This window comes from Paraburkholderia rhizosphaerae (assembly GCF_004366595.1).
Taxonomy (GTDB): domain Bacteria; phylum Pseudomonadota; class Gammaproteobacteria; order Burkholderiales; family Burkholderiaceae; genus Paraburkholderia; species Paraburkholderia rhizosphaerae.
The window spans coordinates 246,170-260,336 of sequence record NZ_SORE01000006.1 but is presented as its reverse complement, the minus strand read 5'-3'; the positions used below and the strand labels follow the sequence as shown (position 1 = coordinate 260,336).

The 14,167-nt window shown below is 63.0% G+C and carries 12 protein-coding genes and 1 riboswitch; of the genes, 3 read left to right on the top strand and 9 right to left on the bottom strand.

Annotated features, from left to right (window positions below; all coding sequences use genetic code 11):
* Positions 1-129 precede the first annotated feature (129 nt).
* The 3 genes from BX592_RS10515 (at position 130) to BX592_RS10505 (ending at position 3,862) form a co-directional block, all read left to right on the top strand.
* Positions 130-906 (top strand): DUF969 domain-containing protein, encoded by a 777-nt coding sequence (locus BX592_RS10515; protein WP_134191698.1) that lies wholly within the window; start codon positions 130-132, stop codon positions 904-906.
* The gene (locus tag BX592_RS10510; protein ID WP_134191697.1) at positions 903-1,865 is read left to right on the top strand and encodes a DUF979 domain-containing protein; all 963 of its coding nucleotides are present in this window, start codon (positions 903-905) and stop codon (positions 1,863-1,865) included. The genes BX592_RS10515 and BX592_RS10510 overlap by 4 nt, the downstream gene beginning before the upstream one ends.
* A 194-nt stretch (positions 1,866-2,059) precedes the next feature.
* Complete coding sequence (locus tag BX592_RS10505; protein ID WP_134191696.1) at positions 2,060-3,862, top strand: tetratricopeptide repeat protein; 1,803 nt, start codon at positions 2,060-2,062, stop codon at positions 3,860-3,862.
* A gap of 42 nt (positions 3,863-3,904) precedes the next feature.
* On the opposite strand, the gene BX592_RS10500 is transcribed toward BX592_RS10505, so the two are convergent.
* From BX592_RS10500 to ahcY, 9 genes are all read right to left on the bottom strand, one after another.
* Entirely contained in the window at positions 3,905-5,188 is a 1,284-nt protein-coding gene (locus BX592_RS10500) for a TraB/GumN family protein (RefSeq protein ID WP_377681657.1), read from the bottom strand.
* Positions 5,181-6,203 (bottom strand): peptide ABC transporter ATP-binding protein, encoded by a 1,023-nt coding sequence (locus BX592_RS10495; RefSeq protein WP_134191695.1) that lies wholly within the window; start codon positions 6,201-6,203, stop codon positions 5,181-5,183. Before BX592_RS10495 ends, BX592_RS10500 begins: the two co-directional genes overlap by 8 nt.
* Positions 6,200-7,198 (bottom strand): ABC transporter ATP-binding protein, encoded by a 999-nt coding sequence (locus tag BX592_RS10490; protein WP_134191694.1) that lies wholly within the window; start codon positions 7,196-7,198, stop codon positions 6,200-6,202. Before BX592_RS10490 ends, BX592_RS10495 begins: the two co-directional genes overlap by 4 nt.
* A 1-nt stretch (position 7,199) precedes the next feature.
* A complete protein-coding gene (locus BX592_RS10485; RefSeq protein ID WP_134191693.1) occupies positions 7,200-8,117 on the bottom strand; it encodes an ABC transporter permease subunit in 918 nt (305 codons plus the stop codon).
* A gap of 3 nt (positions 8,118-8,120) precedes the next feature.
* On the bottom strand, positions 8,121-9,134 hold the full coding sequence (locus BX592_RS10480) for an ABC transporter permease subunit (protein WP_134191692.1): 1,014 nt from the start codon (positions 9,132-9,134) through the stop codon (positions 8,121-8,123).
* Between the two features lie 182 nt (positions 9,135-9,316).
* Positions 9,317-10,948 carry an ABC transporter substrate-binding protein gene (locus BX592_RS10475; protein ID WP_134191691.1) on the bottom strand — a complete coding sequence of 544 codons (1,632 nt, stop codon included), beginning with the start codon at positions 10,946-10,948 and terminating at the stop codon, positions 9,317-9,319.
* Positions 10,949-11,163: 215 nt separating this feature from the next.
* Entirely contained in the window at positions 11,164-11,994 is an 831-nt protein-coding gene (metF, locus tag BX592_RS10470; protein WP_134191690.1) for a methylenetetrahydrofolate reductase [NAD(P)H], read from the bottom strand.
* A 71-nt stretch (positions 11,995-12,065) separates the two neighbouring features.
* On the bottom strand, positions 12,066-12,419 hold the full coding sequence (locus BX592_RS10465; RefSeq protein WP_134191689.1) for a phage holin family protein: 354 nt from the start codon (positions 12,417-12,419) through the stop codon (positions 12,066-12,068).
* A gap of 120 nt (positions 12,420-12,539) precedes the next feature.
* A complete protein-coding gene (gene ahcY / locus BX592_RS10460; protein ID WP_134191688.1) occupies positions 12,540-13,961 on the bottom strand; it encodes an adenosylhomocysteinase in 1,422 nt (473 codons plus the stop codon).
* Positions 13,962-13,991: 30 nt separating this feature from the next.
* Positions 13,992-14,105, bottom strand: a riboswitch (S-adenosyl-L-homocysteine riboswitch).
* Positions 14,106-14,167 lie beyond the last annotated feature (62 nt).

Here is a 14,167-nt window from a genome sequence, read left to right as displayed (position 1 = left end):
ACAACACCAAGCGGCCAGCAAGAGCCGCCTATCAAGCGACGGCGCAGCCGCCTCACATCGGCGGCGCCGGATCACATTGACGGCGCCCCCACGCAAGCGGCGCTCACGCTGTATTCATTTGGAGACTTTATGCAGTCAACAGTCAATTTATGGCCGCTGATTGGCGTAGCCGTGATCATCGTCGGCTTTTTATTGCGCTTCAATCCGATGCTGATTGTCGCGGCCGCCGCGATCGCCACCTCACTCGCCGCGCACTTCCCGCCCGACAAAATCCTCGCCGCGATCGGCACGGGCTTCATCAAGACCCGCAATATCCCGCTCATCATTCTGCTGCCGCTCGCGGTGATCGGCTTGCTCGAACGCCACGGCCTGCGCGAACGCGCACAGATGTGGATCGGCACGATCAAGGCGGCCACCGCCGGACGTCTTCTGATCGTCTATCTGCTGGTGCGCGAGCTGACCGCCGCAGTCGGACTCACCGGACTCGGCGGGCATCCGCAGATGGTGCGGCCGCTGCTCGCGCCGATGGCCGAAGGCGCCGCCGAAAGCCGCTTCGGCAAGCTAAGCGATGCCGTGCGTTACCGGTTGCGCGCGTTCAGCGCGGCCACCGATAACGTCGGGCTCTTTTTCGGTGAGGACATCTTCGTCGCGTTCGGCGCAATCGTGCTGATGGTCACGTTCCTGAAGGAAGCGGGCATCACCGTCGAACCGATGCACGTCGCGGTGTGGGGCATTCCGACCGCCGTGTGCGCATTTCTGATTCACGGTTTCCGGCTCTATCTGCTCGATCGCAGGCTCGAGCGCGAACTGACGCGCGCAACGAGTCGCGACGCCGCGCAGCCTGGGTCCGCACGCGGCTCACATGGCCAGCGCGCCGCTCAACCCGCCACCGGGGACGAAGCATGACGCTGACACTCAACTATCTGTTCTATCTGGTCGGCATCGTGCTGCTGGTGGTCGGCGGCATGATCGTCACCGATCGCGAGCATCCGCGCCGTTTCTCCTCAGGCGGCTTCTGGATTATCTATGCGCTGATCTTCCTTATCGGAGACCGCCTGCCACCTGAAGTGGTCGGCGTGCTCGTGATCGCGATGGCGTTGATCGCCGGCTTCGGCCGCGTGACCGCTGGCAAGTCGAACGTACTGCCCGACGACGTACGCAAAATCAGCGCGAAACGCCTCGGCAACCAGCTGTTTCTGCCCGCGCTGACGATTCCGCTCGTCACCGTTGCGCTCACGCTCGGTGCGAGTCATCTGGTGTTCGGCGGCACGCCGCTGATCGACCTGAAGAACGTTACGCTGATCGGCTTCGGCATCGGCTGCGTGATCGCGCTGGCTTATGCGTGCGTGGTCACGCGCGATACCGTCGGCCAGTCGATGAGGGAGACGCGCCGGCTGATCGACGCATTGTCGTGGGCCGCGGTGCTGCCGCAGATGCTCGGCATGCTTGGCCTCGTGTTCTCCGATGCGGGCGTCGGCAAAGCCGTCGCGCATCTGACGATCTCCTATATCAGCCTCGACTACCGGCTACTCGCGGTCGCCGTGTACTGCGTCGGCATGGCGCTCTTCACGATGGTGATGGGCAACGGCTTCGCGGCGTTTCCGGTGATGACGGGCGGCGTCGGCGTGCCGATTCTCGTCAACGTGTTCCACGGCAATCCGGCGGTGATGGTCGCGATCGGCATGTTCTCCGGCTACTGCGGCACGCTGATGACGCCGATGGCCGCGAACTTCAACATGGTGCCGGCCGCGCTGCTCGAACTGCCTGACAAGAACGCGGTGATCAAGGCGCAGATACCGACCGCGCTGAGCTTGCTGGTGGTGAACATCTTCCTGCTGAACTGGCTGATGTTCCTGTCGCGGTAGGCGTCGACAGCTTCCAATAGTGAGACACACGCGACCCGCGCGTGAATCGCGAAACAAGAAACGCGTCGATATTTAGGATATGTCCGATGCACCGCGAAACGCGCCGGACATAACCTTCTGGGCACCCAAAATCGACAACGCGGCGCGCGCGTAAGCGACGCGCCGTTTTCCAGGTCTCCCAGCCCAACTCCACGATGCCCCCTTCTGACGCGACTCCACGTGCCGATAGCACGCATCCCACGACGCAGACTCACCCCACTGCGCTTGCACTCGCGCTCGAAGCGCACCGCGCGAACCGCCTTGATGAAGCCGGGACGTTATACCGCGCAGCGCTCGCAAGCGTCCCCGACCATCCGGACGCGCTGCACTACTACGGCGTGCTTCTGTATCAGCGTGGCGACCATTGCGCCGCGGCGACGCTGCTCGATCGCTCGCTGACGCTCGATCCATCGAATGCCGAATGCTGGAGCAATCGCGGTCTCGTGGCTGCCGCAAGCGATCAGCATGAACTGTCGCTGCACTGCTACCGCAACGCGCTGCGCCTGAAGCCGGCGTTCGCCGACGCGCATAACAACCTTGCAGTCGCTCTCCAGTCACAAGGCGCGCTTGACGAAGCGGTCGACCACTATCGCCGTGCGCTTGCGATCGACCCTTCGCTCGTCGATGCGCACGTCAATCTCGGCTCCGCGCTCGGCAAGCTCGGCCGTCACGACGACGCGTATGCGCACTATGAAATCGCGTTGTCGCTCGATCCGCGTTCGGCGCAAGCGCACTTCAACGCCGGCAACGCGCGGCAAGCGCGCGGCGACTTCGCGGCTGCGGCCGATCATTTCCGGCAAGCGGTCGCCGCGGCCCCCACGTTCGCCGATGCGTACGTGAATCTCGGCACCGCGCTGGGCAAGCTCGGCGAGTACCCGGAAGCGGAGCGGCACTATCGGCAAGCCGTCGCGCTGAACGGAAATGCGACGAACCTCGTTTGTCTCGGTGCATCGCTCGGCGCGCAGGGCCGCCACGATGAAGAGGAACCGTTCTATCGGGCGGCTCTCGCGCTCGAACCGGACCAGCCGGACGCGCATCAGAACCTCGCATGGCTATATCTGAAGCGCGGCGATTACTTGCGTGGCTGGGCCGAGTACGCGAAGCGCTGGCGCGCGAGCGACTACGAAGCGATTGCGGTCGAAGGCATTGCCGAATGGCGCGGCGAGCCGATCGACGGCAAACGGATCCTGCTCGTGCGCGAGCAGGGCTTCGGCGACCAGTTCCAGTTTCTGCGCTATGCACAGGTGCTCGCCGGGCGCGGCGCAACGGTCGACGTCTGCACGCGCGCGCCGTTGCTCGAGCTCGCACAGCGCGTACCGGGCGTGCGCCGCGCATGGACCGGCACACCGGGCGGCGACTATGACTTCTGGGTCTCGCTGATGAGCGTGCCGGCATGCATCGGCACTGACCTGCATACGATCCCGGCCACGGTGCCGTATCTGTTTGCCGATCCGCTCAAGGCCGCGCACTGGCGCACGCGCTTGCGCGATACGGTCGGCGCGCAGCCCAAAGTCGGTCTCGTCTGGGCCGGCAGTCCAACCTTTGGTAACGATCGGTATCGTTCGATGCCGCTCGCGGCGCTCGCGCCACTATGCGAGTTGACCGGCGTCGCGTGGCTCAATCTGCAAAAAGGCGTCGCGCGTGAACAGTTGGCCGTACTGCCCGACGCGATCCGTCCGATCGACTTCACGGCCGAACTGAACGACTTCGCGGACACCGCCGCGCTGATCGACAACCTCGATCTCGTCATCACCGTCGATACCGCGGTCGCGCATCTGACTGGCGCAATGGGTAAGCCGGTGTGGGTGATGTTGCCGGCGAATTCCGACTGGCGCTGGCTCGAGCATCGCAGCGACTCGCCGTGGTATCCGACTGCGCGGCTGTTCCGGCAAACGATGCTTGGCGATTGGGCACCGGTAGTCGAGCGAATGCGCGATGCGTTAGTCAGCGGCGAATAACGATAAGTACCGGCGGCGGGAGTTCGCGCCCCCGCCGCTGCGTCAACTCGGCTCGACCACGAAGCCGCGCTGACGCAACAACTGCAGCACGCCATTCGGCCCACCCAGATGCAGCGCGCCGATCGCGACGAACACCGGCTTGTTCGGCGCCGCAATGGCGACCATTCGCGCAACAAACCGGCGATTGCGTTCATACACGATCTTGTTGTCGATCGACGCGGACACGCGCGGATCGCGCGCCAGCTTTTCTGACTTCGCGACTTCCCATGCCGCAATCGCATCGGCATCGCCGACGCGCCACAGCCGATGCAGCGTCTGCACGTCGGCAACGTTCTCCGCCGGCGTCTGCACGAGGTCCTGGGCGAGCATTTCGCGCTGCTGCGCAAGCGTGAGACTGGTGAACGCGCGCATCTGCTCGGCGAGCGTCTCCAGCCCGACGATCTTCCCGCGCTGGCGCAGGTAAACGTTCTGCAGTTGCGCCTCGGTGCCGTATTCGGTTTGCAGTCCGGCGCTCAGCGAATCGTAGGTCTCGACGAGCAGCGACGCGAGCCACGGTCGCATCTTCCTGATCTCGTCGAGCGCAGCGGGGTTGTCGCGCAAGCGCATCTCGAGCTTGCGCCATAGCGGATCGGGCAGCAGCCGCGGCAAGCACGGATACCGGCAGATGCCGTACTTCGACACATCGTCCTGTGAAACCAGCAGATCGTCCGGTGACAGTTCAAGCGCAAGTGTCGGGGACGCGGCAAGCGCCGCGAGGATCGCTCGCCGGAACGGTTGCGCGGGCGGATAGTCGACCGGATCGCCGACATGCAGCGTGCCGAGAATATAGATGGTCGTCGCGCCGCGCGTGGCGACGTAGAACGGCATGCGCGCCGGTTCGGGCCGCACCGGCCCGCCGGTGCTGGTGCCCGACGCCGCCGGCGGCGTGGCCGGCTGTGCCAGCGCCGGCGCCGGCGCGGCGGGCCGGGGCGGCGGCGCCGGCGGATGCGGTATCGGCAACGACGGGCGTCCGCCTTGCAGGTTCGTCGGCGCATCGCCGGCAGCGAACGCGGCCGACACCGGCGACCACGCTGCAAGCGACGCCGGCATCGGCAGATTGACGCTGCAGCATACGACGGTCAGCGTGGCGAGTAACCACCACCGCGACCAGCACAATGTGATCATCCGCGCGACCCAGTGCGTACGCGAGCGCAGCACGGAGCACACGCGATCTTCGTGGACAACGCAACCAGCGCAAACAGCAGCCACCGCGCATGCAACGCCGGCAACGCCGCGCAGCCCAACGCAGCGGCGCGCCGGGCAGCGCGCCGCGGCCGTTTCAGGCATCCGCGTCCCCCACCTCCTCGGCGCGGTGACACGATACCTGACGGCCATCCACTTCACGCAGCTTCGGTTCCTCCTGACGGCACCGGTCGATCGCATACGGGCAACGCTGATGGAAAGTACATCCTGACGGCGGATTCAGCGGCGACGGCATTTCGCCTTGCAGCTTGATCCGGATCCGTCGGTCGGCTTCGAAGATCGACGGCGTGGCCGACATCAGCGCCCGCGTATACGGATGCCGCGGCCGTTCGAAGATCGTCCTATTGTCGCCGAGTTCGGCAATCCCGCCGAAATACATCACCATCACATCGTCGGCGATATGCTCAACCACCGCCAGATTGTGTGAGATAAACACGTAGCTCGTCTTAAATTCCTCTTGCAAATCCATAAACAGATTAAGAATCTGCGCCTGAATCGACACGTCGAGCGCGGACACCGGCTCGTCGGCGACGACGATCTGCGGATCGAGGATCATCGCGCGCGCAATTGCGACACGCTGTCGCTGGCCGCCGGAGAACATGTGCGGGTAACGCTTCGCATGTTCGGGCCGCAAGCCGACGGTTCGCATCATGTGTGCGATCCGTTCGACACGCTCGGTGGCGGTCAACGATGTATTGATCGCAAGCGGCTCGCCGAGCGTCTGCTCGACTGTCTTGCGCGGATTCAGCGATGCAAACGGATTCTGGAACACCATCTGCACGCGGCGGCGCAGTGCGGCGATCTTCGCGTGATCGGCGCCGGCCACATCCTGGCCGTCGATCAGCAGACGTCCCGAGGTCGGCGCTTCGATCATCGTCAGCTGGCGCGCGAGCGTCGATTTGCCGCAACCGGACTCGCCGACCACCGCCAGCGTGCGCCCGCGCGTCAGCGAAAACGACACGCCGTTGAGCGCCTTCACGGTGCCGTGGCCGAACATGCCGCGCTTCACGTCGTAGTGCTTCGCCAGTTGATCGGCGACCAGCACCGCGTCGGCTCCGCTATGAGCTGCCGGGCGCCGCGTATCAGGTACTGCATTCATCGTGCGCCTCCGTGTTGAACCGCATCCGCGGCAAGGTTCAGCGGCTTGATGCAGCGAACCCGGGCCGCGTTGTCATGATCCGGCAGGCCGTCCAGCGACGGGCGCGCCTTCATGCAGTCGTCGACGACGTACTTGCAACGCGGCGCGAACAGACACCCCTTCGGCCGATCGTCGCGCCCCGGCACCATGCCGGGCAGTGCAGCGAGCCGCACCGCGCCGACGTTGTGCTCGGGAATCGCCGCAAGCAGCGCTTCGGTGTACGGATGATGAGGCGCGGAGAAGATATGGGGCACGCGGTTCGTTTCGATAATCTCGCCCGCGTACATCACCGCGACCCGCTGCGCGACTTCCGACACGACCGCGAGATCGTGCGAAATCAACACGAGCGCCATGCCGCGCTCCTTCTGCAACTGCACCAGCAGTTGCATGATCTGCGCCTGAATCGTCACATCGAGCGCGGTGGTCGGTTCGTCGGCAATCAGCAGCTTCGGATTGCAGGCGACTGCCATCGCGATCATCACGCGCTGGTTCATCCCACCGGACATCTGATGCGGAAACGACGCAATGCGGTTCTTCGCATCGGGAATGCCGACCTGATCGAGCAGTTCGAGCGCGCGCCGGTTCAGCGCGTCGCCACGCAGTCCCTCGTGCAGCTTCAACACTTCCTTGATCTGATAGCCGACCGTGTAACTAGGGTTCAGGCTCGTCAGTGCGTCCTGAAACACCATCGCGATGTCTTTGCCGATCACCTTCCGGCGTTCCTTCGGCGACGCGGCGAGCAGGTTCTTGCCGTCGAACGTGATTTCATCGGCGCTCACCTTGCCGGGTGCGTCGATCAGGCCCATCAGCGCCATCATCGTCACACTCTTGCCCGAGCCCGATTCGCCGACCACGCCGACCACTTCGCCGGGCGCGACACTCAGGTTGACGCGGTCTACCGCGGCGAGGCCGCCGAAGTCCACCGCGAGATTGCGGATGGTCAATAGATCGCTCATGTCAGGCCATCCGTTTCAGTTTGGGATCGAGTGCGTCGCGCAGCCCGTCGCCGAGCAGATTGATCGCGAGCACCGAGATCAGAATGGAAAGGCCGGGCATTGTGACGATCCACCATGCGCTGTCGATGTAGTCGCGCGCGGAGGCGAGCATCGCGCCCCACTCCGCGGAAGGCGGCTGCACGCCGAGACCGAGGAAGCCGAGCGCGGCCGCATCGAGAATCGCCGACGAGAAGCCCAGTGTGGCTTGCACGATCAGCGGCGCGGTGCAGTTCGGCAGCACTTGCGAGAACATCAGCCGCAACGTGCCGGCGCCCGCGACGCGCGACGCCATCACGTATTCCTTGTGCAGTTCGCCGAGCGCCGACGCGCGCGTCAAACGCACGTAGCCGGGCAATGCGACGATGGCGATCGCAAGCATCGTATTGAGCAGACCCGGACCGATGATCGCGACCACCGCGACGGCGAGCAGCAGCGACGGCAACGCGAGCAGCACGTCCATCACGCGCATGATCGGCGTGTCCGCCCATTTCTCGAAGAACGCGGCGATCAGGCCGAGCACGATGCCGGGAATCAGCGCGAGCACCACGGATACGCAGCCGATCCAGATCGACAGCCGCGCGCCGTACATCAACCGCGAAAGGATGTCGCGGCCGGCTTCGTCGGTGCCGAGGATGAACTTCCAGTTGCCGCCGTCGAGCCATGCGGGCGGAATCTTCACGAAGTCGCGATATTGCTCGATCGGACTATGCGGCGCGATCAGCGGCGCGAAGATCGCGACAAAGACAATCAGCAGCACGACGATACCGGCGCCGACCGCGCCACGGTTGCGCGAGAAGTTTGCCCAGAATTCGCGGGCGGCCAGTACGCGGCCGCTTGGCGGGGTGACCGCCTGGGGGACGGTGTTTTGGATGTCGGCCACGGTTTACCTCGTATGGCGAATGCGCGGATTCAACACGCCGTACAGCAAATCAACGACGAGGTTCACCACAATGACCAGCGTGGCGATCATCAAAATGCCGCCCTGCACGACCGGATAGTCGCGCCGGCTGATCGCGTCGATCAGCCACTTGCCGATGCCGGGCCACGAGAACAACGTCTCGGTCAGCACCGCGCCCGCGAGCAGCGTACCAACCTGCAGACCGATCACCGTGACGACCGGAATCAGCGCATTACGCAACGCATGCACGACAATCACCCGCGCCGGCGACAGTCCTTTCGCGCGCGCGGTGCGGATGTAGTCTTCGCGCAGCACTTCGAGCATCGACGAGCGCGTCATCCGCGCGACTACCGCCAGCGGAATCGTGCCGAGCACGATCGCCGGCAGGATCAGGTGGCTCAGCGCGGAGCGGAACGAACCTTCATCGGTGCCGGGCAACAGCGAGTCGATCAGCAGGAAGCCGGTCACGTGCGGAATGTCGTATTCGACTGCAATGCGGCCCGACACCGGCGTCCAGCCCAGCTTCGACGAAAACACCATGATGAGGATCAAGCCCCACCAGAAGATCGGCATCGAGTAGCCGGTCAGCGCGGTGCCCATCACGCCGTGATCGACCACCGTGCCGCGCCGCAACGCGGCGAACACGCCGGCCGGCAGGCCGACCACCAGCGCGAACAGCAGCGCGCAGATCGACAGTTCGACGGTCGCCGGAAAGCGCGCGAGGAACTCGTCCATCACGCTCGTATTGGTGATGATCGACGTGCCCAGGTTGCCGGACAGCGCGCGACCAACGTAATGCAGATATTGAACCGGCAACGGCTCGTCGAGCCCGAGGCGGTGCAGCGCCGCGGCGTGCATTGCCGGATCGACGCCGCGCTCGCCCATCATCACTTCGATAGGGTCGCCGGGGATCAGGTGGATGAGCGCGAACGCGAGGATCGTAATACCGATGAAAGTCGGTATCACCATCCCGATGCGGCGCAAAACGAATCGGAACATGGATCGTCCCTATAGTCTGGGTGGGGAAAAACGCAACCGGCGACAAGGGCTCGTGACCCCGTCGCCGGACAGTTTCGACCAGTCTTCTTAACCGTGCGAAAAACTTACTTCGGCTGGCTGCTTATCGACTTGCCTGACGCTTCGTTCAAGCGGCTTGATTCAAGCCTCGTACTTCAAGCCGTTTATTTCAAGCTAACGCCATCGAAACGTTGATAGCCGAGCGACTCGATGCGCATGTCGACAACCTTCTTGCTCATCGGCAGATAGACCGTCGAGTGTGCGATCGGCGAGAACGGCAGTTGTTCCGCGAAGATCTGTTGCGCCTGCACATAGATCTTGGTGCGGGCATCCTGGCCCATCGTCGTGCGGCCCTTCTGCACGAGTTCGTCGAACGGCTTGTAACACCACTTCGAGAAGTTGTTGCCGTTCACCGCTTCGCAGCCAAGCAGCGTGCCGAGCCAGTTGTCCGGATCGCCGTTGTCGCCGGTCCAGCCGATCAGCATCGAGTCATGTTCGCCCGCGTGCGCGCGCTTGATGTACTCGCCCCACTCATACGTGACGATCTTCGCCTTCACGCCGATCTTCGCCCAGTCCGCCTGGATCATTTCTGCCATCAAACGGCCATTCGGGTTGTACGGACGCTGCACCGGCATCGCCCACAGCGTGATCTCGAAGCCGTTCGCGAAACCGGCTTTCGCGAGCATCGCCTTCGCCTTTTCCGTATCGAACGGCGCGGCCTTCAACGACTTGTCGAACGACCATTGCGTCGGCGGCATCGGGTTGGTCGCGAGCTGGCCCGCGCCCTGGTACACCGAGTCGATGATCGCCTTCTTGTTGATCGCCATATCGAGCGCTTCGCGCACTTCGACCTTGTCGAGCGGCTTCTTCGTCACGTTGTACGCGAGGTAGCCGAGGTTGAAGCCTGCTTGCGACGGCATCTGCAGATTGTTGTCCGCCTTCAGCGGCGCGATATCGGCCGGGCGCGGATAGCTCATCACCTGGCATTCGTCGCGTTTAAGCTTCTGCACGCGCACGCCCGGATCAGGCGTAATCGAGAAGATCAGCTTCGAGATCTTCACCGCGTCCGGCTTCCAGTAGTCCGGATTACCGTCGAAGCGGATCGTCGCGTCCTTCGTGTAGCTGCGGAAAATGAACGGGCCCGTGCCGACCGGCTTCTGGTTGATATCGGCGGCCTTGCCTTCCTTGAGCAACTGGTCCGCGTATTCAGCCGACAGAATCGATGCGTACTCCATCGCGATGTTCTGGATAAACGGCGCGTTCGCTTCGGCCAGCGTGAATTTCACCGTGTACGGGTCGACCTTTTCGACCTTCTGGATCAGCTTGTCCAGACCCATGTCGGTGAAGTACGGAAACTGCACCGGGTAGGCCTTGCGGAACGGCTGGTTCGGATCGAGCATGCGCTCGAACGTAAAGACCACGTCGTCCGCGTTGAACTCACGCGTCGGCTTGAAATACGCGGTGGTCTGGAATTTGACGCCGTGACGCAGATGGAACGTCACCGTCTTGCCATCCGGCGACACTTCCCACTTCTCGGCGAGGCCCGGTTCGACCTTCGTACCGCCGCGCTCGAATTCGACGAGCCGGTTGTAAACGGTGAAGGTGTTCGCGGTAAAGTCCACGCCCGTCGTGTATTGCGCCGGATCAAAACCCGCGGGGCTGCCTTCTGAGCAGAAAACAAGAGTCTTGTTCGGAATATCGGCGGCGTTCGCCAGTTGGGTCCCCGCCATCGATGCCGCTGCGACCGCGCTCAGCGTCGTGAGCCGGAGCGCGTGCAACAGTCTGTTTTGTTTCATGTTTCCTCCAGATTTGTAACCGGCCAAAGCCAGCGTAGCGCGATATTACTGAGCTTTGCTGGCCCCCACAAGCGGACAAAAACGTGTGGCGCAAACGGGGAAACATGTGTAGGAAGCGCGGCGGGACAAGCCGCCTGGGACCTGCAGGACATCAGACGACGTCATGCGCGTGACCACGCATGACGTCGATAGGCATGATGAATATGCGCGGCGGATTACAGCCCGAGCCGTTCGCAGATGGTCCTGGTCGCCGCGGCGCCGTTGAGCGTGTAGAAATGCAGGCCCGGCACGCCCGCATCGACGAGCCGCCGGCACAACTGCGTAACCACATCGAGACCGAATGCGCGAATCGCCTCGCGGTCGTCGCCGAAACTCTCGAGGCGACGCGCGATCCAGCGCGGCACTTCCGCGCCACACATCTCCGAAAAGCGCATCAATTGCGAGAAGTTCGTGATCGGCATGATGCCGGGCACAATCGGTACATCGACGCCGAGCTTGCGTGCGTCGTCGACGAACTGGAAGTACGCATCCGCATTGAAGAAGTACTGCGTGATCGCGGAGTCCGCGCCCGCCTTCACCTTGCGCGCGAAGTTTTCGAGGTCTTGACGCGGCGAGCGCGACTGCGGATGGTATTCCGGATACGCGGCCACTTCGATGCGAAACCAGTCGCCAAACTCGGCACGAATAAAGCTGACCAGTTCCGACGCATAGCGCAGTTCGCCGACTTCGCCCATGCCCGACGGCAGATCGCCGCGCAGCGCGACGATATGGCGGATGCCATGCGAGCGGTATTGGTTCAGGATCGCGCGCAAGCTGTCTTTGGACGAGCCGATGCACGACAGGTGCGGCGCGGCTTCGACGCCGTCTTTCGCCATATCGATGACGGTGTCGAGCGTGCCTTGCTGCGTCGAGCCGCCGGCGCCGAATGTGACCGACACAAACTTGGGCTTGAGCGATGCGAGTTGCGCGCGCGTGGCGCGCAGCTTTTCGACGCCTTCCTGCGTTTTAGGCGGAAAGAATTCGAATGAAAGTTCGATGGGGTTCATGGTCCCGGTTCATGAAACGGGTTGTTGGACCGATCGGCAAAACGCGACGCGGGCCGCTCGCGTTTGCGGCGCTATCCGAAACTGCGATTGCCGAGAATAAGCGCGGACAGCAGCCACGAGACGATGCTGTACAGAATCGAGCCGAAGAACGCCGACCAGAAGCCGGACACCTCGAAGCCCTTCAACAGCGACGCACATAGCCAGAAGCACAGCGCATTGACCACCAGGATAAAGAGTCCGAGCGTGATGATCGTGACCGGCAACGTCAGCAGGATCAACACCGGCCGCAAGATCGTATTGATCAGCCCCAGCACGAGCGCGATGATCAACGCGGTCCCGAAACTGCGGATGTGTATCGACGGCACGATGTACGTGATGATCAACAACGCAAGCGCATTGATCAGCCAGGTCAACAGCACGCTCATATCAGGCTCCTTGGTGGCTTGCGATCCGCATTGAACGTGAATGCGCGCAGTGCGAACCGCTTGTGCAGTTCACTGCGGCAGTGCGCTGCGGCAGCGCACTGCGCGCATCCGGCAACGTGCCTAGTAGCGGTAGTGGTTCGGCTTGAACGGGCCGTTCTTGTCGACACCGATATAGCCGGCCTGCTCGGTCGACAGTTGCGTCAGGTTCGCGCCAATGCGCGCGAGATGCAGACGCGCGACCTTCTCGTCGAGCTGTTTCGGCAACACGTACACCTTGTTCTCGTACTTGCCGCCTTGCGTGAACAGTTCGATCTGCGCGAGCGTCTGGTTCGTGAACGAGTTCGACATCACGAACGACGGGTGGCCGGTCGCGCAACCGAGGTTCACCAGACGTCCTTCAGCCAGCAGAATCACGCGCTTGCCGTCCGGGAAAATGATGTGGTCGACTTGCGGCTTGATGTTTTCCCACGTGTACTGGCGCGTCGACGCGACATCGATTTCCGAATCGAAGTGGCCGATGTTGCAGACAATCGCGTTATGGCGCATCGCCTTCATGTGGTCGTGGTTGATCACATGGTAATTGCCGGTCGCGGTCACGAAGATGTCGGCCTTGTCCGCCGCATATTCCATCGTCACCACGCGATAGCCTTCCATCGCCGCCTGCAGCGCGCAGATCGGATCGATTTCCGTGACCCACACCGTCGCGCCAAGACCGCGCAGCGACTGCGCGCAGCCCTTGCCCACGTCGCCGTAACCGGCCACCACCGCGATCTTGCCGGCGATCATCACATCGGTCGCGCGCTTGATGCCGTCGACCAGCGACTCGCGGCAGCCATACAGGTTGTCGAACTTCGACTTCGTGACCGAATCGTTCACGTTGATCGCCGGGAACGGCAGACGGCCTTCCTTTTCCATCTGATACAGACGGTGCACGCCTGTCGTCGTTTCTTCGGTGACACCCTTGATATGCGCGAGGCGCTTCGAGTACCACGTCGCGTCAACATCCAGATGCTGCGCGATCGACTTGAACAGCGAGGTTTCTTCTTCGTTGGTCGGCTTCGCGATCACCGAGCGATCTTTTTCGGCCTTCGAACCCAGGATGAGCAGCAGCGTTGCATCGCCACCGTCGTCGAGAATCATGTTCGCGAACTCGCCGTTCGGCCATTCGAAGATGCGGTGCGTGAACTGCCAGTATTCGTCGAGCGATTCGCCCTTGAACGCGAACACCGGCGTGCCGCCTTGCGCGATCGCCGCGGCGGCGTGGTCCTGCGTCGAGAAGATATTGCACGAGGCCCAGCGTACGTCGGCGCCGAGCGCCTTCAGCGTCTCGATCAGCACGCCGGTCTGGATCGTCATGTGCAGCGAGCCGGCGATGCGCGCGCCCTTCAGCGGCTGCTGGGCTTTGTACTCGTCGCGGATTTGCACGAGGCCCGGCATTTCCGTTTCGGCGATGTTGAGTTCCTTGCGGCCCCAGCCTGCCAGCGACAGGTCGGCGACGACAAAATCTTTCGAGTCTTTGGAATCGTAAACTGCGGCGTTCATCACGCCCTCCTTTCTAAGAGAATTAGAAGATTGACGTGAGCGCCGTTCGATGCGAAGCGCAAGCTGCGTGGTACGCGTATGCCCTTCGAATTGACCACCTTCGAGCCTGGCGGGAAGAAACCCGTCGCAACGCTCCTCAAAGGCGAGCGCAGATTGTAGCAAATCAGGGTGACGCGTGCGACGGGCAATTTCGGCGACGCTTCGGG